This is a genomic window from Sarcina sp. DSM 11001 (genome assembly GCF_900101015.1).
Taxonomy (GTDB): domain Bacteria; phylum Bacillota; class Clostridia; order Lachnospirales; family Lachnospiraceae; genus CAG-791.
The window spans coordinates 240,932-265,100 of record NZ_FNFZ01000001.1; the positions used below are offsets into that span (position 1 = coordinate 240,932).

19 protein-coding genes and 1 pseudogene are annotated in these 24,169 nt (G+C 52.4%); 16 read left to right on the forward strand and 4 right to left on the reverse strand.

Going from position 1 to position 24,169, the window contains the following annotated elements:
• Window positions 1–85: 85 nt before the first annotated feature.
• The 9 genes and pseudogenes from lepA (at window position 86) to BLT02_RS00895 (ending at window position 10,326) form a co-directional block, all read left to right on the forward strand.
• Entirely contained in the window at window positions 86–1,903 is a 1,818-nt protein-coding gene (gene lepA, locus BLT02_RS00860; RefSeq protein ID WP_092990956.1) for a translation elongation factor 4, read from the forward strand.
• A gap of 209 nt (window positions 1,904–2,112) precedes the next feature.
• Complete coding sequence (gene hemW / locus BLT02_RS00865) at window positions 2,113–3,381, forward strand: radical SAM family heme chaperone HemW (RefSeq protein ID WP_092990957.1); 1,269 nt, start codon at window positions 2,113–2,115, stop codon at window positions 3,379–3,381.
• A 35-nt stretch (window positions 3,382–3,416) separates the two neighbouring features.
• Complete coding sequence (locus BLT02_RS00870) at window positions 3,417–3,728, forward strand: hypothetical protein (RefSeq protein WP_092990958.1); 312 nt, start codon at window positions 3,417–3,419, stop codon at window positions 3,726–3,728.
• A gap of 296 nt (window positions 3,729–4,024) precedes the next feature.
• Window positions 4,025–4,273, forward strand: a pseudogene (locus BLT02_RS18165) (radical SAM protein); the annotation flags it as partial.
• Between the two features lie 18 nt (window positions 4,274–4,291).
• A complete protein-coding gene (locus BLT02_RS00875) occupies window positions 4,292–5,110 on the forward strand; it encodes a radical SAM protein (RefSeq protein ID WP_347474849.1) in 819 nt (272 codons plus the stop codon).
• A 163-nt stretch (window positions 5,111–5,273) separates the two neighbouring features.
• The gene (gene amrA / locus BLT02_RS00880; RefSeq protein WP_092990960.1) at window positions 5,274–6,683 is read left to right on the forward strand and encodes an AmmeMemoRadiSam system protein A; all 1,410 of its coding nucleotides are present in this window, start codon (window positions 5,274–5,276) and stop codon (window positions 6,681–6,683) included.
• Window positions 6,684–6,786: 103 nt separating this feature from the next.
• A complete protein-coding gene (gene coaBC / locus BLT02_RS00885) occupies window positions 6,787–8,022 on the forward strand; it encodes a bifunctional phosphopantothenoylcysteine decarboxylase/phosphopantothenate--cysteine ligase CoaBC (protein WP_092990961.1) in 1,236 nt (411 codons plus the stop codon).
• Between the two features lie 311 nt (window positions 8,023–8,333).
• Window positions 8,334–9,197 carry a type III pantothenate kinase gene (locus tag BLT02_RS00890; RefSeq protein WP_175453620.1) on the forward strand — a complete coding sequence of 288 codons (864 nt, stop codon included), beginning with the start codon at window positions 8,334–8,336 and terminating at the stop codon, window positions 9,195–9,197.
• A gap of 43 nt (window positions 9,198–9,240) precedes the next feature.
• Complete coding sequence (locus BLT02_RS00895) at window positions 9,241–10,326, forward strand: P1 family peptidase (RefSeq protein WP_092990963.1); 1,086 nt, start codon at window positions 9,241–9,243, stop codon at window positions 10,324–10,326.
• 209 nt (window positions 10,327–10,535) lie between these two features.
• Here the strand turns inward: BLT02_RS00895 and BLT02_RS00900 are convergent, their stop codons facing one another.
• The 4 genes from BLT02_RS00900 to BLT02_RS00915 all read right to left on the reverse strand — a co-directional run bounded on the left by BLT02_RS00900 (window position 10,536) and on the right by BLT02_RS00915 (window position 15,525).
• Window positions 10,536–12,413, reverse strand: coding sequence for a CotH kinase family protein (locus BLT02_RS00900; protein ID WP_092990964.1), 1,878 nt, complete (start codon window positions 12,411–12,413; stop codon window positions 10,536–10,538).
• 97 nt (window positions 12,414–12,510) lie between these two features.
• Window positions 12,511–13,440: a hypothetical protein gene (locus tag BLT02_RS00905; protein WP_092990965.1), complete on the reverse strand. Its 930-nt coding sequence runs from the start codon at window positions 13,438–13,440 to the stop codon at window positions 12,511–12,513.
• 159 nt (window positions 13,441–13,599) lie between these two features.
• On the reverse strand, window positions 13,600–14,403 hold the full coding sequence (locus BLT02_RS00910) for an FRG domain-containing protein (protein WP_175453621.1): 804 nt from the start codon (window positions 14,401–14,403) through the stop codon (window positions 13,600–13,602).
• A gap of 72 nt (window positions 14,404–14,475) precedes the next feature.
• A complete protein-coding gene (locus BLT02_RS00915; protein WP_092990967.1) occupies window positions 14,476–15,525 on the reverse strand; it encodes a hypothetical protein in 1,050 nt (349 codons plus the stop codon).
• Window positions 15,526–16,128: 603 nt separating this feature from the next.
• Between BLT02_RS00915 and BLT02_RS00920 the strand changes: the two genes are divergently transcribed.
• The 7 genes from BLT02_RS00920 (at window position 16,129) to BLT02_RS17660 (ending at window position 24,094) form a co-directional block, all read left to right on the forward strand.
• Window positions 16,129–17,697: a DEAD/DEAH box helicase gene (locus BLT02_RS00920; RefSeq protein ID WP_092990968.1), complete on the forward strand. Its 1,569-nt coding sequence runs from the start codon at window positions 16,129–16,131 to the stop codon at window positions 17,695–17,697.
• Window positions 17,698–17,805: 108 nt separating this feature from the next.
• Window positions 17,806–18,597, forward strand: coding sequence for a hypothetical protein (locus BLT02_RS00925; protein ID WP_092990969.1), 792 nt, complete (start codon window positions 17,806–17,808; stop codon window positions 18,595–18,597).
• 14 nt (window positions 18,598–18,611) lie between these two features.
• Window positions 18,612–19,838, forward strand: a complete 1,227-nt coding sequence (locus tag BLT02_RS00930) for a BREX system ATP-binding domain-containing protein (protein WP_242869654.1) — start codon at window positions 18,612–18,614, stop codon at window positions 19,836–19,838.
• Between the two features lie 98 nt (window positions 19,839–19,936).
• The gene (locus BLT02_RS00935) at window positions 19,937–21,181 is read left to right on the forward strand and encodes a BREX system ATP-binding domain-containing protein (RefSeq protein WP_092990970.1); all 1,245 of its coding nucleotides are present in this window, start codon (window positions 19,937–19,939) and stop codon (window positions 21,179–21,181) included.
• 268 nt (window positions 21,182–21,449) lie between these two features.
• On the forward strand, window positions 21,450–21,656 hold the full coding sequence (gene rpmE, locus BLT02_RS00940) for a 50S ribosomal protein L31 (RefSeq protein WP_092990971.1): 207 nt from the start codon (window positions 21,450–21,452) through the stop codon (window positions 21,654–21,656).
• 127 nt (window positions 21,657–21,783) lie between these two features.
• Window positions 21,784–23,046 (forward strand): DUF1385 domain-containing protein, encoded by a 1,263-nt coding sequence (locus BLT02_RS00945; protein WP_242869655.1) that lies wholly within the window; start codon window positions 21,784–21,786, stop codon window positions 23,044–23,046.
• Between the two features lie 25 nt (window positions 23,047–23,071).
• Complete coding sequence (locus BLT02_RS17660) at window positions 23,072–24,094, forward strand: N5-glutamine methyltransferase family protein (RefSeq protein WP_092990973.1); 1,023 nt, start codon at window positions 23,072–23,074, stop codon at window positions 24,092–24,094.
• Window positions 24,095–24,169 lie beyond the last annotated feature (75 nt).

A 24,169-nucleotide genomic window follows, 5' to 3' on the forward strand; every position in this document is an offset into this window, starting at 1 on the left:
GGCAATATGATCATATAGTCCGGCGCAGGCTCCCACAGCAGATCTGCATGGGAGCCTGCCTTTCAAAAATGGATAAAAATCACTTATGCAAAAGGAAATCACACAGGATAAAATCAGAAATTTCTGTATTGTCGCCCATATCGACCACGGAAAATCGACGCTGGCGGACCGCATGATCGAAAAGACGGGCCTCCTCACCAGTCGTGAAATGCAGGATCAGGTCCTCGATAACATGGAGCTGGAGCGGGAGAGAGGCATCACCATCAAATCACAGGCGGTGCGTCTGGTCTACACGGCCAGGGACGGGGAGGAGTATATCTTTAATCTGATCGATACCCCCGGTCACGTGGACTTCAATTACGAAGTGAGCCGGTCCCTGGCCGCCTGTGACGGCGCGATCCTGGTGGTCGATGCCACACAGGGGATCCAGGCCCAGACCCTTGCCAATGTATATCTGGCCCTGGAGCACAACCTGGATGTCTTTCCGGTCATCAACAAGATCGACCTGCCATCCGCCGAGCCGGAGAAGGTGCGGGAGGAGATCGAGGACGTCATCGGACTCGATGCCTCCGAAGCGCCGCTGATCTCCGCCAAACAGGGGATCGGCGTGGAGGATGTTCTGGAGGCGGTCATCAAAAATATCCCTGCCCCGGACGGAGACCCTGACGCGCCCCTCAAAGCCCTGATCTTTGATTCTCTGTACGATTCCTACAAGGGTGTCATCGTTTTCTGCCGTCTCAGGGACGGAAGGCTGAAACGCGGCACAAAAGTAAAAATGATGGCGACCGGAGCAGTGGCTGAGGTCGTGGAGGTCGGCTATTTCGGTCCCGGCCAGTTCATCCCCTGCGACGAGCTTTCTGCCGGCATGGTCGGCTATTTTACTGCTTCGATCAAGAATATCCGCGACGCCCGTGTCGGCGACACGGTGACGGAGAGTACTAATCCCTGCGCGGAACCTCTGCCGGGCTACAAGAAGGCCCAGCCCATGGTCTACTGCGGGCTCTATCCTTCCGAAACTCCCAGATACCCAGATCTCCGGGACGCTCTGGAAAAGCTCCAGCTCAATGACGCCTCGCTCTTTTTTGAGCCCGAGACCTCACTTGCCCTGGGCTTCGGATTCCGCTGCGGCTTCCTCGGCCTCCTCCACATGGAGGTCATTCTGGAGCGCCTCGAGCGCGAATATGATCTGGACCTCATCTCGACAGCGCCGGGAGTCGTCTACAAGGTCTACAAGACCGACGGAACAATGATGGAGCTGACCAATCCCTCCAACCTGCCGGAACCCACAGCCATTGAAAGAATGGAGGAGCCGATCGTCAACGCGGAGATCATGGTCACCACTGAATTCATCGGGCCCATCATGCAGCTCTGCCAGGAACGGAGAGGACGCTACATCAGCACAGACTACATCGAGACGACCCGCGCCGTGCTCAAATACGAGCTGCCGCTCAACGAGATCATCTACGACTTTTTTGACGCCCTGAAATCCCGTTCCAGGGGCTATGCCTCTTTTGATTACGAGCTTAAGGGCTACGAGGACTCAAAGCTGGTCAAGATGGATATCCTGGTCAACAAGGAGCCTGTCGATGCCCTTTCCTTCATCGTCCACGCGGACGGCGCCTACGAGCGCGGCCGCAAGATGTGCGAGAAACTCAAGGATGAGATCCCGCGCCAGCTCTTTGACGTGCCTATCCAGGCTGCTGTCGGCGGCCGCGTCATCGCCCGCGAGACCGTCCGCCAGATGCGCAAGGACGTCCTCGCCAAGTGCTACGGCGGCGACATCTCCCGAAAGAAGAAGCTCCTCGAGAAACAGAAGGAGGGCAAGAAGCGTATGCAGACTGTCGGCAGCGTGGAGATCCCCAAGGAAGCCTTCATGAGTGTCCTCAAGCTGGATACCCAGTGATGATCCTGAGAGATTTCGGACGGGTTTCCAGGAGAGGATCTTCAGTACCTGTTTCTCAGGGACAGTTTTTGAGATGAGAGTTTCCGGAAGGTATTTCTGAAACAGGTTTTTCAAACGGTAAGTACAGCGAGGCTTTCTGACACAGCAATCAAGTAGAAAGACAAGCAGAGTGTACAGATTAATGCTTAACAGCGCCTAAGCGAGTGACCATGAATAGTGAAAGGATAGTCAGCCTGGCACAACGAACGGCTTTCCGGGATCCGGAGAATAACTACAAAGAAAATACAGAGATTAAGAACACGGTGTGTCAGGGGGATTATCCTCCTGACACTTCGTTGTATCTGCATATTCCCTTTTGTATCAGAAAATGCAGCTACTGTGATTTTCTCTCTTCCCCGCAGGATGAAGGGACATGGGAGGAATATGTGCAGGCGCTGATCCGGGAGATCCTGGTTCAGGGGGACTGTTTCTCCGGCACAAAAGTCGATACCATTTTCTTTGGGGGCGGTACGCCGTCAATCCTGACAGAAAAGCAGATCAGCCGGATCATGGAGGCAGTGCATGCTTATTTTTATGTGCGGCCTGATGCGGAGATCAGTCTGGAAATGAATCCGGGCACGGCAGAACCGGATAAGCTGCGCGCCTTCCGTCAGGCCGGTATCAACCGCCTGTCCATCGGCGTACAGTCTCTGCATGATGATGAACTCCGTCTGCTGGGAAGGATCCATACTGCTGCCCAGGCAGAAACAGCTTTCCTGCAGGCCAGGGAAGCAGGCTTTGAAAACATAAATATTGACCTGATCAGTGCCCTCCCCGGACAGACGCCGGAAAAATGGGAGTACAATCTGTCTAAAGCCATTAACTGGAAGCCGGAGCACATCTCTGCCTACAGCCTGATCATCGAGCCGGGTACTGCATTCGCCGAAATGCAGGAAAAAGGACAGCTGCTGCCTGTTCCCGGGGAAGAAGACGACAGAACCATTTATCATACTACAGGAAAAATATTGGGCAGAGCCGGTTACCGCCAGTATGAGATCTCCAACTATGCTCTTCCGGGAAAAGAATGCCGCCACAATATCGGCTACTGGACGGGTCACGAGTATCTGGGCTTTGGTATCGGGGCGGCCTCATACATCCGCGGATGCAGGTTTTCCAATACGCCAGATCTGTCCTTTTATCTGGAAGCACTGAAAAAAGCTGCGGATGGATCTGACCTTGAAAGCATCCGGGAAGAGGTCCATTCTCTCACAGACAAGGAAAAGATGGAGGAATTCCTGTTCCTTGGCCTGCGCATGACGGACGGAACAGATGCCGGGGAATTTGAGCGCAGATTCGGCAGATCACTGGAATCCGTATACGGGGATGTGATCCGCAGGCATATCCGCCAGGGAGTTGCTGAGCGCACACAAAAAGGGATCCGCCTGACCGCACGCGGGATTGATGTGAGCAATTATGTCCTGGCGGATTATCTGCTGTAAAAGAGAAGAAAACGGAATGTAAAAAAGGAATAAGCATGGATAATAAAACAGAATGGCGCCGTTCCCGTGACAGACTGATCCGCACCCTGACCTCCCTGGGATTTCCCGGGGAACTGGGGAATGCTATCGTCAAAAATCTCGGCAGTCCCAGGGCGATGGACCGGATGACAGTATATCTGGAAAATGTAAAGCCGAAAAAAGCGGAGGTCGTCGTGGACGAAATGCTGGCGATCAGATCCGAGATCGAAGCGTGGAGAAAGAAAAAAGAAGCACAGCTGGCCAATGCTTATTACAATGAGGTTTTGTATTACGGCCTCGGGACTGATCCGGACCCGGATCCTGAGTGAGCATTAGTTACAAGGTTACAGTACAGACCGGCTCGAAACTCGAGGCGTTTTTCGCGGCTTTTTTGCGAAAAACCCGAGTGCAACGGCGCAAACACACTCGCAGAGTGTGTTGCGCACAGCGAAGCGTATTGGAATCGCCGCGCGCAAGCGTTACATGTCCACGCCCTTCGAGGGGGCGTGGACAGTAACGTTACAAGTCACACCTGTGCCAGCCTCGATGTGCTTTCAATTGATATTATCCCGTCACCTGATATAATTAAAAACAACAAGAACATTGTCTTATTTTGAGGGGTGCCATGAGAGCGATCTGCAATGTCTGCTGCCATCACTGCAGCCTGGAGGAGGGCCGGACAGGAGCCTGCGGGGCCCGCACGAATAAGGGAGGACAGATCACAGCTTCCAACTACGGAAGGCTGACAGCTCTGGCACTCGATCCGATCGAGAAGAAGCCTCTGGCGCGGTTTATGCCGGGCAGCCTGATCCTTTCCGTGGGCAGTTATGGCTGCAGCCTGCGCTGTCCCTTTTGCCAGAATTACGAGATCGCCTCGGCAAGACCGGCCTGCATGGACAATGCCTGTGGGGAATCAGCGGGCAGGAATACTGATCGTACTACCGGGTCGGCGGTCACCAGCAGCGGCCCCGGGAGGGAGAGCGGGGCAACAGCCATAACCAGTAGTGATCCCGGGCAGGAGAGTGGATCATCCATTACCTGCAGCGGCCCCGGGCAGGAGAGCGGGAATAATAAAATTATTACCTACAAAGACCCCGGACCGTTGATCGGGAAAAACAGCGGAGGCCGTGAACACAGGCTGGAAATTGCGGAGTACACGCCGCAGGAACTGTGCAGCCTTGCGCTTGACCTTCGCACGCGCGGCAATATCGGGATCGCCTTCACCTATAATGAGCCGCTGGTCGGGTGGGAATTTGTGCGTGACACTGCCAGGCTTTTTCACGAAAACGGCATGAAGACTGTGCTCGTCACGAACGGCATGGCTTCTCAGGAGATCCTGCAGGAGCTGCTTCCCTGCATAGATGCCATGAATATTGACCTGAAAGGATTTACTGAGGATTATTACCGGGAATTCGTGGGCGGAGACCTGAATATGGTAAAGGATTTTATCTCCGCGGCGGCAGAAGGCTGCCACGTCGAGATCACGAAACTCATCATTCCCGGGAAAAATGACAGCGAGAGCGAGATGCGCAGGATGGCCGCCTGGATCGCTTCTTTGAGGGGCGGAACGGGAAAAGATATCCCGATCCACGTTTCCCGTTATTTTCCCCGCTACAAATGGACGGCTCCCGCGACGAGCGTAAAGACTGTCTACAGACTGGCAGAAACCGCGCGGGAAAAACTGGACTATGTTTATACCGGCAATTGCTGAAGGTGCTTTTTCTCAGCTGCAGAAGGTGTTTTTTACCTTTGCTGAAGACGTTTTCCGGTAACTGCAGAAGGTGGTTTTTTACAGCTGCAGAATACGCTTTCCGGCAAGTGGCCAGGGTGCTTTGGCAGCTGCTGTGGATGTTTTAGACCAGGAGGAAAAGAAAATGTCAATTACAGGCGGTGTGATGGTGCCCCATCCCCCGATCATCCTCCCGGAGATCGGACGGGGAGAAGAAAAGAAGATCAAGGCGACGTCGGATGCATTTAAAAAAGCCATGTCTTTTGCGGCGTCCCTGGAACCGGAGACACTGGTGATCACGTCTCCCCACAGTATCATGTACAGGGATTATTTCCACATTTCGCCGGGAGTGGAAGCGAGGGGGGATTTCCGCAATTTCCGTGCCCGCGATGTCGGGATCCATGTGGAATATGACTATGAATTTGTTCATACCCTCAGCGGGCTCTGCGACAGAGATGTTTTTCCGGCGGGGACCATGGGAGAACGTGATCCGGAGCTCGACCACGGGACCATGATCCCTCTATACTTCCTGAATCAGTTTATGGATCCCTCCCGATACAGGATCGTCCGCATCGGTCTCTCCGGGCTGCCGCTTGAGGACCATTACCGGCTGGGAATGAAGATCAGGGAGGCGGCAGACCGCCTGGGCCGCCGGATCGTTTTTATCGCCAGCGGCGATCTGTCCCACAAATTAAAGGACGACGGTCCTTATGGATTTGATGAAAACGGGCCGGTGTACGATGACCGGATCATGGATGTCATGGGAAGAGGGCAGTTTGACGAACTCCTGGATTTTGACGAGACCCTCTGCGACAGAGCCGCGGAATGCGGGCACAGGAGCTTTGTCATGATGGCCGGTGCCCTGGACGGCATGGCCGTCCGGACCCACAGGCTCTCTCATGAGGGGACCTTCGGTGTCGGATACGGCGTGTGCACTTATGAAGTGACCGGAGCGGATGAGATGAGGCATTTTCTGGATCTGTGGACCGAAAAAAAGAAGCAGGAAAACCTTAAGAGGCGGGCCGGTGAAGACCTGTTTGTACAGCTTGCGCGGGCGGGTGTGGAATCCGCAGTCCTCAGGCACAAAAAGCTTCCCGACAAAGAGATCCGCGCGCTGATCGGAGATGCGGATGACCTTCTCAACCGGCAGGCAGGCACCTTTGTCTCCATCCACAAGAACGGCCGTCTGCGCGGCTGCATCGGGACGATCGCCCCGACCTGCAGCTGCATAGCCCAGGAGATCGCCCAGAATGCTGTGAGCGCTTCCCTCAAAGATCCCAGATTTAACGAGATCCGTCCCGATGAACTGGATTCTCTGGAGATCACTGTGGATGTGCTCGGGGAAACGGAAAAGATCGATTCCCCTGATCAGCTCGACGTCAAACGCTATGGCGTCATCGTATCCAAAGGGTTCAGACGGGGACTTCTTCTGCCCAACCTGGACGGCGTGGATACCGTGGAGGAACAGATCAGCATCGCCCTTCAGAAGGCCGGGCTCAAGGTGAACGAGAAAAACTACCAGCTGGAGAGATTTGAAGTGGTGCGGCATTTCTGACCTTACCGGTCACACTCCGGCCGGGGTGGCACCATGAAAACACCTTGAGACCGGTCAACGAGTTACATTTTTACAAACCAACACTTTCGGGAGAATGAGCAAAATGAAAGATCTGACAGGAAAATGTGTGCTTTTAGGGATCACCGGCGGGATCGCCGCCTACAAAATGGCAAATGTCGCAAGCGCGCTGCACAAGGCCGGCGCAAAGGTCCATGTCATCATGACAGAAAACGCGGCAAAATTTATCACGCCGCTGACCTTTGAGACCCTGACCGGGTCAAAGTGCATGATCGATACTTTTGACCGTGAGTTTCAGTTTGATGTCCGCCATATTTCGGTCGCCAAGGAGGCGGACGTCATCCTGGTCGCACCGGCTACGGCAAATGTCATCGCAAAGATGGCGCACGGTATCGCTGACGATATGCTGACGACGGTCGTTCTTGCCGCCAAATGCAAAAAGCTCGTCTCTCCTTCGATGAACACCGCGATGCTGGAAAATCCCGTCACCCGGGATAATATCGAGATCCTGAGAAAATACGGCTTTACGATCATTGATTCCGCGAGCGGTTATCTTGCCTGCGGCGATACGGGCAGCGGCAAGCTTCCTGAGCCTGAAGTCCTCTGCCAGTGGATCGAAAGGGAGGTCGCCTATCTGGACAAGCCCATGAAGGGCAAAAAGGTCGTTGTGACAGCCGGCCCCACCCAGGAGGCTCTCGACCCGGTCCGCTACCTCACCAATCACAGCACCGGAAAAATGGGATATGCCATCGCCCATGAGGCCATGCTGCGCGGTGCCGACGTCACTCTAGTATCCGGACCTGTCTCCCTTCCGACTGCTCCTTTTGTCCGTCAGAGAAATATTGTTTCCGCCGCGGACATGTTTGAAGCCATCAAGGAGGAACTGCCGGATACGGATATCCTGATCAAATCCGCTGCTGTGGCGGATTACCGGCCTGCTGTTGTCGCTGAGAACAAGATCAAAAAAGGCATCGACGATGAAAACAACCCCATTGTCACGGATGGCAGCGGTATGTATATCCCGCTTGCCCGCACACAGGACATCCTGGGATGGGTCGCCGAAAACCATCATCCCGGCCTGTTTGTCTGCGGCTTCTCCATGGAGACTGAAAACCTCCTGGCAAATTCTTCCAAAAAGCTGGAGAAAAAGAAGCTCAACATGATCGTCGCCAACAGCCTTCGGACTGCGGGTGCCGGCTTCGGCACAGATACCAACGTGGTCACCCTCATTACTAAGGACGGGGCACAGGAGCTCCCCATCATGAGCAAGGACGATGTCGCCGCGAGGATCCTGGACCGGATCAGTGAAATGTCCGAGTAATAAATGACCGAGTAATAAATGTCTGAGTAGTAAATGTCTGAGTAGTAAATGTCCGAGTAATAAATGTTCGAGTAATAAATGCCCGAGTAATAGTGGAGAAGCAGCTGTGGGTTTGTGAAACTGTAGTAATTACTGTATCGGGGAGCGTTTCGCCATACCGACTGACTCACAGCTTCATCGTTCGTTGCCGCGGCATTCGCCGTATGTATCAGAAAATGCCTTTCGTCTGCCTGTGAGCAGGCTCACAGCGGCTGCCGTCATTTTCATCTGCGCATGGGCTCATTGCTGCGCGAAAGAAGGGAGACCCCGTCTTGGTACTCGCAATCGATATAGGAAACACGACAATCGCATTTACAGGACTGGAACCGCAGTTCAATGAAGCGGGGGATAGGACCGGCACTTCCGCCTCAACAGAAAAGCATCCATTTCAACCCGGTCTGCCCTCGGATTATGAGATCTGTTTTATGGAGAAGATTCCCACACAGACAGGGAAAGATCTGCCCTCTTTTATGGAGGCTGCGGAAGGGATCCTGAGGCGGAATGTCTCACCGGATAAGAAGATTGTGGCGGCCGCTGTTTCCAGCGTCGTTCCGGCCTGTACTCCTGCGGCTGCTGCCTTTGCCGAAAAAATCTGCGGAGTCTCTCCGGTAGTCGTCAACTGCCACTGCGATTCCGGCCTGCTTTTTTCCGATATTCCGGTTCCGGAAAAAGTCGGAGCGGACAGGATCGCGGATGCCGCCTGGGCAGCTGAACGATATCCTCTGCCGGTAATGACAGCGGATCTGGGGACTGCGACGACCATCAATGTCGTCAGCGGAAACAGGGAATTTCTAGGCGGCATGATCGCCGCAGGCGTGCGGACCTCCCTGAACGCCCTCCGCTCGGGAACGGCCCAGCTCCCTCAGTTGGAACCCGGACACGTCAAGAAAGAAGACCTGATCGGACGGGATACGGCGGGGTGTATGCTTTCCGCCGCAGTCATTGGAGCGGCAGCCATGATCGACGGCCTGGCAGCCCATGTGGAAGAGCAGCTTGGCTGCCCGCTGACCCTGGTCCTGACAGGCGGAAACGCCGGAGTGGTCTCAGAATGGATCAGGCACCCTTATATCCATGAACCCGACCTGGCAGCAAAAGGTACAGCCCTGATCGCGCAGCGCGAACATGCAGCGAAATAACAGATACATCCCTGATCCCATATCAGAAAGGGGGAAACAAAAAATGGATATAGTAAAGGTCTCCCTGGATTCTTTTCCCGGGATAAGGATCGGACAGACAGAAAACAAAGCCGGCGGTACCGGGATCACAGTCCTTCTCTGTGAAGACCCGGAGGGAATGCGCGCAGGCCTGCACATCGGAGGGGGCGGTCCCGCGGCGCGGGAAACCGGCATCCTCAATCCGGTAGCGACGGCACAGAGGATCCATGCTGCCGTTCTGGGCGGCGGGAGCGCTTTTGGCCTCGATGCTGCGGGCGGTGTCATGCGTTATCTGGAGAAAAAGGGATTTGGCGTGGAAGTCCGCGATATCCATGTTCCCCTGGTCACACAGGTGGACATTTTTGATTTGCCGGTGGGTGACCCGCGCGTCCGCCCGGATCAGGAAATGGGTTACGCCGCCTGCCAGATGGCAGAGGCCGGAAAGAGAGGAAACTTTCGCAGCGGAAACTATGGCGCAGGGTGCGGAGCCACTGTTGGTAAATACGCAGGCGGAGATCATGCCATGAAAGGCGGGATCGGTTCCTGCGTACTCAGACAAGGCCGCCTCATGGTCGGCGCTATTGTGGCAGTTAATGCCTTCGGGGATATCTATAACTGGAAGACCGGACAGAAGATCGCCGGCGCGCGCACAGACGACGGCAGACTGTACGGAATGGAGGATATGGTCTCTTTTCTGAGAAAAAACGAAGCCTCCAGGATTCAGGATGCTCCTGCGGCGGAGACAGCTCTCAATACCACGATCGGTATCGTGTTTACCAATGCTTCTTTAAGCAAGGCTGAGCTGTGCAAGATGGCGGCCATGGCCCATGACGGATTTGCCAGATCCATTTCCCCGATCCACACATCCGGAGACGGGGACAGCATCATCGCCCTCTCGGTCACCCGGGGCGGCAGCCACCATTTTGAAGTCATAGATGCCGACTGTGATACGGAAAGCACAGGGGAGATTCCCGCAGGAATTGATACAGTGGGAACTCTGGCAGCCTGGGCAGTTTCGGAAGCTATTCTCGACGGGGTACAGAATGCGGAGACCGCATATGGTTATCCTGCCATGTCGGATCTGCATAAGACCAGAATCTTTCCGGAATAAAGAAAAAACTTTTCAGAATAAAAAAAAACTTTTCGGCCAAAAGAAAAAACTTTCCAGAATAAAAAAGGTTGAAGAGAAATAAAAAAGGAATAATAGAAAAGGAACAATAGATAAGGAACAATCGAGAAGAAAGAGAAGAAACAATAATAAGAATAAAAGCCGCCGGGTCTGATCATACTGTCCCGGCGGCTTTTCTGGTTTTTCAGCTCTTATTCTTCAGAATCATCCTGAAAGTTTTCCTCCAGTATCTTTTCAACGATGCTGTATCTGTCGGTAAAGAAATCCCGGATTTCAGTCTCTGTGATCTGATTGAAATCGAGCTCGGAATCCTCCCCGAAAAACCGCTTGAGATGCAGTTTCATGGGTTCGGTCAGTTCTGCCTCGTACTCGTCCGTCTTTTCGTTTACGGATTCAGGAGAAAAGACCGTGCGCCCGTATTCCAGGATCTGGCGGGAAAACTGTTCCCGAAAGCCGGGGTTTTTACTCAGGCTTTCGAACATTTTACTGGTCTTGATGACATATTGCAGAGTATCGTGCTGATTCTGCTTCAGTTCAGAGGAGATCGCGGCCGAATTGACATCGAACAGGACCCAGCGCCAGCGGCCGTCCCGGTAGGGGGATCCTCCTCCGGAAGCAGCAGGTGCCGGAGTGGTCTCCTTTTTTTCCTGTATCTCCTGTGTCTTCTGTGTTTCCTGTGCTTCAGGATCTGCGGGAGGCCTCGTTCTCCACAGGGCAAAGTTTCCGCTCGGCCAGTCGCCGCACCTGGCGCAGTAGGTCAGAACAGCAAAGTAATTGATAAAGCTGTCCATATCCATCAGGCCGCAGGCTTTTTCATAATTTTCTTCGACCGACATATCGGATTCTTCGATGAAGGATTTCATTTCCTCATACAGAGCGAGGTCCTCTTTTGTCCCCACCTCGATCGAGTTGTTCTTGATCTCCAGGACTTCTTCCTCGGGAACATCGTAATAATAACTGAAATACTTCTCGTCATATTTTTCCGTCAGATGGTAGACGCCCCAGAATTCACCATCAAGGAAAAGGAAGACCGGCACATAATGCATGATGGCAAAATCCTGATCCGCTGTCAGCTCCGAGACCAGCCTGTCCTTCTGCTTCGTATAGACATCGTCGCCGCCGGTCGTGAGCGTCAGGCGTTTTGCCTCAAATCCCGTGTCAAAGAAATCATAGTGAAAGCGGGAGTTGCCGTCATAATCCTTACGGGCGTAGAGATTAAGGCTCTTGGGATAGAAACCCCGGCTGCCGCCGCCCTGGATCCGGATGCCGGCTTCCTGCTGCAAAAGGAGCTGCCCGTCTTTGTCAAAAAACTGGACATTGGCCTGCCGCTCCCAGTCCCGGCCGCCGTTGCGGTAGTTGGCGTCCCACCACCACCAGAAGTGGCGGTACCACTTGTGGCTGTCATTAAATCCATCCGCCTTTACGAAATCGTCAAAAGCCTTACCGGTGACGTAGATTCCTTTTTCATAGTCAAAAAGGTTTGCGGGGTCGGTCACAATGGAAACCGTCCTGATCCCGCCGTATCCCTCCCGGCCCTCAAAACCGATAAACCAGGCGCCTGTCTGGATCTCGCTCCGTTCCCCGTCATCATTATAGAAAGCTGCGCGCAGGATCGTGCACTTGTCGACTTTATAATCGGGAACCTGATAATTCATGGGCCGCCGGTTTTTGCTGAGCTCCTCCACAGCCTTCAGGTCAAAGCCTGTGGTCACATCCGTGCGCATGGAATGGACATTATCATTGTCTGTGGCGTCCGTGATCTCCACACCCTCCCGCGTATATTGGAAGGTGCCTTCCTGCCCGCGCACGGGATCCGTCCCGTCCAGGGTATAGTAGATCTCCGAAGTGGGAGCCTTGATCTTTAGAGTGAAAGGATCCCTATAAAAGCCGGAGGGCTTTGAAAAAATGATCCGGCTGTTCTTGACATCGTTGTTCTCATACTCCTGCCGCGGCGCCCTGAAAGCAAGATCGGGGGTGAACAGAAAAACAGTCAGCAGGACTGCAGCGAACAGGAGGACCAGGACGGATCTGAATCCATGTTTTTTTAAATTATATAGAAGCTGATTCATAATTTTGACTGTGTTTACCTCGTTACAAAACTAATCCTCATAAATAATTCCTCGATGGGCTTTTCTTACAGGCTGCCGTCTCCGATGACTGCCCGGTTTAGTCCCTCCTGCTGTGCAGGACAGCCAGATGTTCGACGTTTCCAAGGTTGAGTACCAGCTTGATCATATGGAAGAAGACCAGAAGGACCAGAATCGGGATCACGCAGGATGTGATGATCATGACTGCAATCGATTCCAGAAAATTGTTGAGCATGACTTCAAGCTCTTTGATCTTTTCCTCTGAGACCTGCGTGACGCTGGCAACGACGTCGGACGCGGATTCTGAGAAGGCGGAAGGAATATCCTTTATTCTTTCCAGCAGACCCTTTTGCGCCTCTTCCTCCTTTTTTCGCTCTTCCTCGAGCCTCTTGGCTTCTTCTTCCTGTTCTTTCTGTGCCTTGGCTTCTCTGGAAAGCTCGTTTGCCGCTTCAACAGCACTCTGCACGGAGGAATTATAAGTAGTTTCAATGATATCCGTGATCCTTACACTGATCGGGATCACGAAATAGAGAGCCAGCCCGAAGAGCAGAACTCTCAAAGAGAGCAGCCTGCACATCCGCCTTCGCCAGAACAAAGAAACCCCCATGATCACCATGGCAAAGGGGATGATATAACGGAAGGTCACCATACCCATGACCGTCACCAGATACTTTTCCAAATAGATCGCGCACAGAACGATCAGCATGTATGTACTCAGGTCAGCCATCTTATCCGCGACCGGAGTCGCGGCATCGCCGGGAAGGAGCGTGATCCCTACAGAAGCAGCTGTGGCTGCAGCCGTCAGCTCCTGCACATCCTTTTTTTTCTCATCCAATGAGGTGATCGTGTGCTCCTGGACCTCAGGGGAAACTGCCCAGGGTTCCAGGAAAAAGACCGATACGAGACTGATGATCACCAGCATCAGCAGGAGGAAGATCCTGTTTCTGAGGAGCATGAAAATAACAGAATCACGGGAAAAAACCGAATCACGGGGAGGTCGTTTATTCATGGAGTATCTCCTTTTGCAATACCTTTTGAAAAAAACGTAAAACTAATTATAGCTCTTATAATTATAGCTCTTAAAAACTTATGACAGCTCTTGTGATTACTTCCTTTATCAATCTTTTATAATAATACTCTGAACGGAATGCTCTAAACGCCTGTTCCTTCAGCTTTTTACAAAATAATGACGTCCCAGCCATCTGGAAAGGCCGTCAAGCCCGGGATAAACAATGCGCTCCGTTATATTGTGGTGGTCGAGCATATCGCGGATCCGCCATCGGAGCTTTTTGTCAATGATATAGCGGGCTGTGAGGTTTGTGTGCCTGTTCAGAAACTCTGTCACATTTTCCATCTTCCCCGGTACCACAGAAAAAAATGAATACTGGTTAATGATCCTGGGATCGAATGAGGGCGGTTCAATGACAGCCATGCAGCGGTCCTGCATATCTTCGTCATACTGGTGCAGACTGCTGCAGGCTTCGTTGAGCATGTCGACAGAGAAGACTGTCGTGTTGTATTTGCGGATGATCCTCCGGTATTTGAGCGGCAGCATGGCATGCAGCTCATGAATGTCGATGCGCCAGACGACAGAATCGTGGGCATCCATCATCTCAAGGTCATTTTCTGTCATCGCAAAATGCAGAGCCACCATGGGAGAGAAGGTCCAGTCCAGAAGGCGGGTGGGCAGTCCGTGATGCTGCCCCAGGATCATCTGGTTCCAGATCGACTTCTCGATCGTCGGCTCCTCCAGTACAGCGTACTTGGTAAAATTGAGCAGCATGGTGGGCTCAAGCAGTGTCCTCTTATCTTTGCAGTTCCGCTTCAGGCTCGTAGAGAGCGTAAAAGAAGCATCCGGTTCGCCGCGGTAGACGAACAGGTCCCTGTTGCGGCCCAGATCTTCCCGGTATTCCTGCTCCGAAACCATACGGAAAAGATCATCCATAGTATGGATCTCAATATCATGAATCATAAGGTTACCTCCGCCGGAAACACATAACATAGTTTAACATGGAAGAGAGCATAGCGCCATGCCGCTGTCGGCTCATGCATACAGTTCCTTCTTCTGGATGAATCTTTCAAAGCCGGGAAGAGCAAGACGGAGCTGTCCATATAGACGCCCGTCCACGACCCCTTTGTGCACCAGCCGGTCCCGATAGACGCCATATGCGTTTTTTGTTATCCCGGTGGCATCCCTGATCTTCATGCTGCGGGCATACTGGCTGCCTGCCTTTTTTACAATTGTATGCAGGATCAGCCTCTCCTTTTCTGTCAGCCCGTACCAGATTTTGTCATACACATAATCGGCGAGATAATGGTCAAATTCCGGGAGCAGATTCTTTATTTCAGCGGGTTTTCGTTCCCACTTCAGATATCCGAGGACCTGATAGGCAAATGCGTAACCTCCGGTGAGTTTTGCCATCTCAACGGAGACAGAAGGCTCCTGATCAAATACAGCCGAATAGCTTTCTGCAATCATGTCAAAACTGAGAGGCTCCAGAAAAACTTTTGGTGCTCTGTACAGGAAGGTCAGAGATTTCTCATTTTGCAGTTCATACAGATTCTCATATAACCCCGTCATCAGAAGAAAAATATCATAATCCTGGCGAAGATATATCTGAAAAGCATGCGCAAACTCCCGGATATAAGGATTGTTCACCGCTTCATCCACAGCAAGCAGGAGATGTTTGTGGTGTTTTTTCAGCACTTTCAGCATTCTTTCCACAATAACTTCATAATCATCCACCGGTGTGTTGTCGATAGTAAATCCAAAGCCCATGCTGGAGACACTGATACCCGCATTGGAAAAAAGGTGTTTCAATGTATCTAAGTTATACAGCTTGGAGGCGAGGCTCTTTAAAACATCCTTTTCCGGGTTCAGTTCCAGGACTGTCCAGTCTTTTCTGTTTCGGAGAACATTGCAGATTTCCGTCATCATGACAGTTTTTCCGGATCCACGTACCCCTGTGATCATGAAGGTATGTGTCGGAGCCTGATCAGACGTGAAAGCATCGATAATTTCGTTAGTCTGCGCAGGCCTGGAGATCAGTTTTTGCGGCAGCATTCCAAAAGAGATCGTAAAAGGGTTGTTCATTATACGCCTCCCTCATAATCCTTCCTTTTAATTTTAATTAATTCTTTTTAACTTTTGTTAAATTTCAAATGCATTTTAATTCCTGTTAATCTTTTTGTCAAGAAATGAGAGGGAGATCTGGATTACATCTGGTGTAGTGGTCATGACTATACAATGGAAGGAACCACAGGGGAAAAGAATAACAAATAGAAAACAGATCGGATGGGTAGTCTTTTCCTGCCCCATCCGATCTGCTTGTTTACGAAAATACCATTCTCTTCATGTCCGTCAATATATCCGTTTGCCGTATGACTGACGTTCAAGTGTTCAATGCGGAGAAAGGAGTCACAACGGCGCTGCGATTGACAACAATGCCACTCGAATATTGAAGTGAAAAGCAGGACCGATCATTTAACGATTGTCCAATGGCGAATATTCCTGTATACTGAGATTTAATGTTTTATGGCAGAGAAAGCACTGTCCGCCATGTCTGTACTGGATTTGTAAGAATTTAAAGGTCACAAAGGGCTTTAAAAGGTCAAACAGGGATCTAAAAGGATTTCAGGCAGACAAAAGAACTGTCTTTTTCATTTTGCGCGGGACTTTTCCATTTGTGCGGGAGTTATGAAGAACAAGAAGTTGTACGCCTGGCAGAAGGAATGCCTTGCTGCATGGGAGGGAAACCGGTTTCGGGGGATCATCAATGTAGTGACCGGAGCCGGTAAGACATATCTGGCTCTTGCGGCGATCGATCGGGCAAGGGACTTGTTTCCTGACCTCATGGTCAGGATCGTGGTGCCCACGATCCCGCTCGCTCATCAGTGGGAGACGGCGCTTCTGCATCAGGCCGGTTCGGAAAAATGGAGGCCGGGGTTTTTCGGCGGCGGAAAAAGGGACGATCCAGAGCGGCGGGTGATGATCTATATCATCAATTCGGCCAGGGATACGCTTGCGGGGCACATCCGCAGGGACCTGGCTCTGCAAAGGCATGTCTTTTTGATCTGTGATGAATGCCACCATTATACCAGTAAAGAAAACCGGAAGATTTTTGGATTTGTGGAAGACCTGAATGAATCCTCAGACAGGCTGGAATCCCTGTATCTGTGCCTGGGACTGTCGGCGACGCCGTTCGGGACTTCCAATGACGAGGTTCTGCTCAGATCTCTGGGAAAGGAAATTTATGAGTACGGCTTTGACGCCGCTGTAAAAGAAGGAATCATTTCTCCCTTTACAGTATGCGAGGTGTCAGCCTCTTTTTTTGCAGATGAGAGGCAGGAATATGCCGACCTCACCTACAGGATAGGGAGAACGCTCGTGCAGCTTCTCAGGGAACATCCGGAGCTGAAAAAGCTGAGGGAGCGAAGAGAGAAATCCTTCATCAGGGCTGTGATGCGTATCGCCAGGGAGGCGGACATGGATCCCGAGGAGACAGCCTGCGCCTATCTGATGCTGACCTGGCAGAGAAAGGAGATCAGCACCCTGGCCAGGGCCAGGATCTCCTGCTGTCTCTCTATTTTGAGTCAGCTGAGGCGGGATGACCGGGTCCTGATCTTCTGCGAGAGGATCACCCAGGCTGAGGAGATGGTCGGACAGATCCGGAGGGCTTTTGGCAATGTATGCGGGATCTATCATTCGCAGATGACAAAGGAAGCGCGGGCACGGGTCCTGTCGGAATTCCGGAACCAGTCTTTCCGGATCCTGGTGAGCTGCAGGGCCCTGGATGAGGGAATTGATGTTCCGGATGCCAATATAGGGATCGTTTTAAGTTCAACAGCTGTGGAGCGCCAGCGTGTGCAGCGGTTGGGACGCGTGATACGACGGGCGCAGGGCAAGGCGGCAGCCTGCCTTTATTATATTTACATACGGGAATCGACAGACGACGCCGCATTTCTTCCCGGACTGGAGGAATGTGATTCTTTCAGTCTGCGGTATTATACGGCTGAAGATGTTTTCGCCAACGATCTGTATGAATACGTCGGCGGCAGCCTGGTGCGGTCGGCGAGGGAGCGGGGATACGATACCGCGCAGCTCGAGGAGGTGCGAAGATGCCTCACTGAGGGCCTGGCCCGGGCGGATTACCTGCTGCCTGCAAAGGTACAGGCGGAGAGAGCGCGGTCGTCAGAGGAGAGACACGACCGCAACTATTGGAGCGCCATGAAGCGCGTCGGGGATGCCTTCCGAGGCCGGAAATAAGTCCGGAAAAAGGTATACGGATCAAAACACAGGCACAACAAGAAACGATCAGCAAACTATCAGAAAACGATCAGCAGACGATCGGCATATGAGAGGAGACAAACTGTCATGCAGAATTATGAGGAACTCTACGGGGCGCTCCAGCCTCTGGAAAAGGCGCTGAAGGATTCGGCGGCGGCTGTCACAAAGCAGCAGAAAGCGATCCAGAAGAATACAGAGACCGGCAACCTGGCGGAAGTGAAAAAAAGTCTTGAAGCCATCGCGGAAGCAGCGAAGACTTTGCAGGAGGGCATTGATGCCGTCCGGAGCGAAATAGATTCTTTTGACACAAGGGCATATTTTGCCGACGGAGATTTTACAAAGCAGCTTCTGGAGGCCTGTGCGGAAAAGGGTGTCGATGTGCGCGGCGAGACGGGCGTCTATGAGATGTTCCCCTTCAAGGTCAGGATCATCGGCGATGAGGAACACGACAGTGAGATCTGGATCAACCGCAAAAAGCTGCCCAGCTTCCGGCCTTCTTTTGTGGCGGAATCCATTCACGCTGACCAGGCCAGGCTCTATAACGCCAAATTCAATGAACAGACCTTTATGACAGAGCTGGCGGATGCCTATGAGCTGGCCTGCCTGAAGTCAAATGCCCGGACCGGCAGTACGCAGAGTCTGGATAAAATATATAAATTCCTTGCCCCTACTGCCCGTGCGAGAAAGGATTATGACAAGCAGGCCTATGCCTTTGACCTTGCAAGGCTCTACGAAAAAGGGACGGATGCCTGGGTTTCCAGAACCGGCAGAAAATATTATTTCGGAACGAGCCGGGACGGGAAGAGCGGTATCCGGGTCCTGAGCAGTTCCGGTGTGGAATCTTTCATTAACACATTAAAGATGATTAAAGAAGACTGAAAGGGGACGATCTCATGACGGAGCAAATGGCGGGCGGCAGCATTGCGCTTGAACGGCTGGAAAAAGGGATGCCCCCGGGACGGGGCGCCCTTCTGGAAAAAATGACGGCCGGTCTGGATCCGCTGACAGCTTTTCTGTGTGACCAGTATCTGGAAAATTATATAAGCCGGGGCGGGAGCAAAATGAAGTTCGTCACCGGACGGAGCGGGAGCGGTAAGACCCATTTTTCCATGCGTATGCTGGATGAAGCTGCGGCCAGGGGATTCCTGACGGTTTCCTTTTCCGCGAAAGATGTCTGGCTCCATGATTTCAGGGAAATCTACCTGGAGATCCTCCGGCAGTGCGATATCGAACATATCCTGCAGGGCTGTGCGGACCAGATCGTGCGGGAACTGGGCTATGACCCGGCGCAGATCGGCCCGGGGAAGAGCTTCATGGATCATCTCTCTGAGAAGGGAGAGGCAGATCCGATCTCCCGGGGAGAGATCCGCAGTGCTCTGCGGTCATATTTCACCAAAAACCCTCTGCTGGACAACAACTTTGCCTGCTGCTGTTCGATTCTGACCGGCGGGATCCTGGGGCACCCTGTCCTGGAGCCGGCCAGCCGGGAGCTGGTCCTGTCTTTTTTATACGGAGACAAGTCTGTCAAGCTCGGGCAGCTCCGCACGCTGGGGCTGTCTCCTTCCAGAGTCACAAAAATCAATGCCCGCCATCTGCTGCGTTCTCTGGCCGAGGTCGTGCATCGGGCGGGATACAGGGGGCTGATCGTCTGTATCGACGATCTTGAGATGGTCATGAACCGGGCGGCAGGCAGTGCCATGCGCTACACGAAGCTTCGCCGCAACGATGCTTTCGAGAGCATCCGGCAGCTGATCGATGATATCGACAACATGCGCTACATTATGTTCCTGTTCGGATTCGAGCGCGGCCTCATGGACAATGAAAACACCGGATTCAAGACTTATCAGGCTCTCTGGATGAGGATCCAGAACGAAGTGGTGAGCACGCGGTTTAACCGGTTTGCGGATATCATTGACCTGGACCGCTACGCGGAGGAATTCTACACGGAGGATGTCCTGATCGAGATGTCCGGAAAGATCGCACAGGTCCTGTCTGACTATGGCAGGCCGGCAAAAATACTGGATAAGGAAAAAGCCGGCGGGCTTTTGGAACGATCAAAGTTCGGCGGGATCGGGCTTCCTTATCTGGTGGTGCGCGAAGTGCTGTCTGAAGATAATTGATGACTGACCGCCCGTTGACCAGCCTCGGCAGTTTTTGAGTGTCAAAGAGGTAAAAACTGTCGATATCAGCTGAGTCTGCGGAAAGAGGAGGGCTGTAAATGATACAAGAGCAATCTGGACGCGAGCATGGGGAGACTGACTTCAATGCGCGTCATGTGATTGAAGCGCTGCGCAGCGGAGTGCCGTCCCGCGCGGTCGGCGAGTATTTTTCGGAGGCGCGGCCGGCAATGCTCCGCAGGGTGCAGGACCGGCTGGAGTCCGTGCGCGAGACGGGACGTTCCGGAGGCATGGTGTTTACCGGACGTTACGGAGAGGGAAAGACACACCTGCTCAATACCGTGTTCAGCATGGCGTTCGCGGAAAACATGGCGGTATCCTGCGTTTCTCTGGGCAAGGAGACCCCTGTCGACAAGCTTCATCAGCTGTACCCTAAGATCATTGCCAACACTTATCTGCCGGGTGCTGCCCAGCCGGGCTTCCGCAGGAAGCTGGAGGATCTGACACAGGGAAGCAATGTTTCCGGTGAACTTCTGGCCTATGCGGCAAAGGAGATGGAAACGGACAAACTCTATTTTCTCCTGCGCGCCTTTTTGGGAACACAGGAGGAAGAGGAGCGGTACGCCTTCCTCGCCGACCTCGAGGGTGACTTTACGACAGGTCCGCTGATCAAACGGAGCTACAGGAGGATCACAGGATCTGTAGCAAAATTTAATCAGAATTTCAGCAAGACAAAACATGTTTTTGATTATTTCTGCTTTATCAGCCATCTGTTCAAACAGCTCGGCTACAATGGATGGGTGCTGCTGTTTGACGAAGCGGAACTCATCGGGGGCATGGGCAAGAAGGCCCGCGCAAAAAGCTACGTAGAGATGCAGCGCTTTTTGAAGCCTTCTCCGAAGCTTGAAGGGGTGTTTTCCCTGTTTGCCTTCAGCTCTTCCTATGTGGAAGATGTGATCGATAAAAAGAAAGAATTTGAGAATGTGCGTGAAGTATTCGCCGAAGACGGCGATGCTCTCTCAGCGGCGGAAGCCTCGCTCAGAGCGATCGAAAACGCCCCTGAGCTAGCGCCTCTGACGAAGGAGGAGATCACCCGGATCCTCATGAGCATCCAGGATTTCCACGGAAAGGCATATGGCTGGCACCCGGACGTCTCCGCCGAGTCCATCTATGCAGCGACCGAAGCCGGAGGCTACCTGCTCCGGACCAAGATCCGCGCCGCTATCGAATTTTTTGACCAGCTCTACCAGTACGGCGAAGCCGGTAAGACCAGAATCACGGAACTTGGCAAAGAGACCTTTGAGGAAGACGATACACCGGAACTGCCGGATCTGGACGAGTTGTGAGAAAGGCAGTTGTGAGAAAGATAATTTTTCTCTTGCATGCCGTGGGAGTGCGTGATATAATCTGAAATGCTGTTCAGGAAAACCCTGATAAATGGGAAAAGTCAGGATTTCACCACAGCAGTTCACTTGTGTATCCTGCACCAACGGACGCATATCACTTTTTTGAATCATACGGGGCGCTTAAACCAGTATCCGTATCCTCCCGGAGTCTTTTTCAGAAATCTACCGGAAGATTCGGCATCAGGCGCTCAGGTAAGGAGGAAAAATCATGAGAGAGGGAATCCATCCCAAGTATTTCCAGGCAACTGTAACCTGCAACTGCGGCAATACCTTCGTGACCGGCTCCACTTCCAAGGAGATCCACGTCGAAGTTTGTTCCAAGTGCCATTCATTCTACACCGGCACGCAGAAGACAGCGGCTGCCAAGGGTCGTATCGATAAGTTCAACAGGAAGTATGGCCTGGGCAACAACTAATATTGATACAAAAATGCAGACGGCAAGGCAGCAGCGGATTTTCCGCTGTGTCTTGCCGTTGTTGTTATATATAAAAGACAGATATAAGACAGACAAGGCCCACCTTGTCTGGTTAAAGAAACAGCATATGAATTCACGAACAAAAACAAAAGCAAATACAAATAAAAATACAGGTAATAGTGTTATTAAAGAATGCAGACAGCGCAATTCAGGAATCGGCGGACAGGCTGTCCTCGAGGGCGTCATGATGCGCAACAAGGATAAATATGCCATTGCCGTGCGCAAAAGCGATGGGAGTATTGTTTTAAAAAAGGATACTTACAAGGGAATCCTGGCGGATTCCGTTTTGAAAAAGATCCCTTTTATCCGGGGCATTTTTGTCTTTATCGATTCCATGATCCTGGGACTGGGCTGCACGAATTATTCCGCGGAGATCTATGCAGAGGATGATCCGGATGCCCATCCTGCGAATGCAGAAAAGAATGGGGAGAATCCGAAAGCCCATCCTGCGAATGCAGAAAAGAATGAGGAGAATCCGAAAGCCCATTCTGCGAATGCAGAAAAGAATGGGGAGGAGTCGAATGCCCTTTCCTCGGATACAGGAAAGGATTCGGAAAACGCTGGTTCTGCGGTTTCGTCCCAAAATACGGACAAAGCGGATTCTCCTGCTCTTGAAAACGATCCGGGAGAGACCTCGGAAAAGAATTCCGATGAAAAAAAGGAATCCTTCGGCGAACAGGCCCTGACAGCAGTTGTGATGGTCCTGAGCTTTGTTCTGGCAATCGGTCTGTTTATGGTGCTCCCCTATTTTCTGGCTTCTCATGTGGTGAAGCTGACCGGCAGCACGGCCCTGCTCTCCCTCTTTGAGGGAATCATCCGCATTGCTATCTTTGTCTGCTACATCCTGGTGATCTCACAGATGAAAGATATCAGGAGGCTCTTCCAGTACCACGGGGCGGAGCATAAGTGTATCAACTGCCTCGAGGGCGGAAATGAACTGACTGTGGAAAACGCGAAGAAGGCCACCCGCCTCCACAAGCGCTGCGGCAGCAGTTTCATTCTGTTTGTCATGATGGTGAGCATCGTCCTGTTTTTCTTTATCCGCGTCAGAAATCCTATTGCCAGAGTGGGCCTGCGGATCCTGCTCCTGCCGGTGATCTCCGGCATTTCCTATGAATTGATCCGGTTTGCGGGAAGCTCGGACAACCCTGTTATCGCCCTTCTGTCCAAACCCGGACTTATGCTGCAGGGTCTGACGACAAAGGAGCCGGATGATCGGATGCTGGAGGTGGCAATTGCCTCTGTCGAAGCCGTTTTTGACTGGCGGGATTATCTGGAAAGGGAGTTTCCGGGCGGCCGGCGGGAAGCAGCAGATTGTATTGCAGAATGAAATCAGGTAACAGGAGCAGCAATCTATGATTGAAGAAGTTCAGTTTTATCCATGCAGGGATGTCTATGAAGAAGGCATGGCGCTTCTGGCCGGGCTTGAGGATGCGGCGCTGGATGCAAGGCTGCTGCTGGAGCATTTCTGCGGGATCGATACCAACAGGCTGCTTGCTGAGCCGGGGATGCCTGTCAGCGATGACCTTAGGAGCGCTTTTCTGAAAGGCATAAAGCGCAGGGCAGCCAGGGAGCCGCTCGCTTATATAGTCGGGGAGCAGTCCTTTATGGGACTTCCCTTTATCGTGTCTGAAGATGTCCTGATCCCCGAGCAGGATACGGAGAACCTGGTTGAGGAAGCTCTGCGCCTGATCGACGACGGATCCAGGATCCTGGACCTGTGCACAGGCAGCGGATGCATCCTTCTGAGCCTGCTTCACTATACAAACGGCTGTATCGGTGTGGGTACGGATTTATCGGAGAAAGCTTTAGAGATCGCGCGCCGGAATGCTTCCGCTCATGGACTTTCCGACCAGACTGTGTGGCTCCAGGGAGATCTGTTTGATGCGCTGGATCCTTTAAATAAAAAAGATAATGATGATAAAGATAATAAAAGAGAAAAATATAAAAAAGAAGATAATAAAAGAGAAGAAATCAGAGACGACCAGGCAGAGAAAAGTACAGAGTCGGAAAAGTCAGAATCGGGATTTCCGGGCATGTCTTATACCTCGGGATATGATATGATTATTTCAAATCCTCCTTATATTCCGACATCTGTCATCGACACCCTGCAGCCTGAGGTGCGCTGCGCGCAGCCCCGGATGGCCCTGGACGGCGGCGGAGACGGACTGGATTTCTATAGAAGGATCATCAGGGAGGCGCCTGCCCATCTGGTGGTCGGCGGACGTCTTCTCCTCGAGATCGGTTATGACCAGGCGGAGGCTGTCTCAGATCTTTTGCGGGAAGCAGGATATTACGGCATAGAGATTTTGAAGGATTACGGCGGCAATGACCGCATAGCCACTGCAGTCTGCAGCCTGGCTCAGAAGAGAAACTGAGTCTCCGTCCCCGTTTCAGCACCCGCCCTGCAAACCCGTTTTTTATCATCCATATTTTACAATAAGGTGACCTGA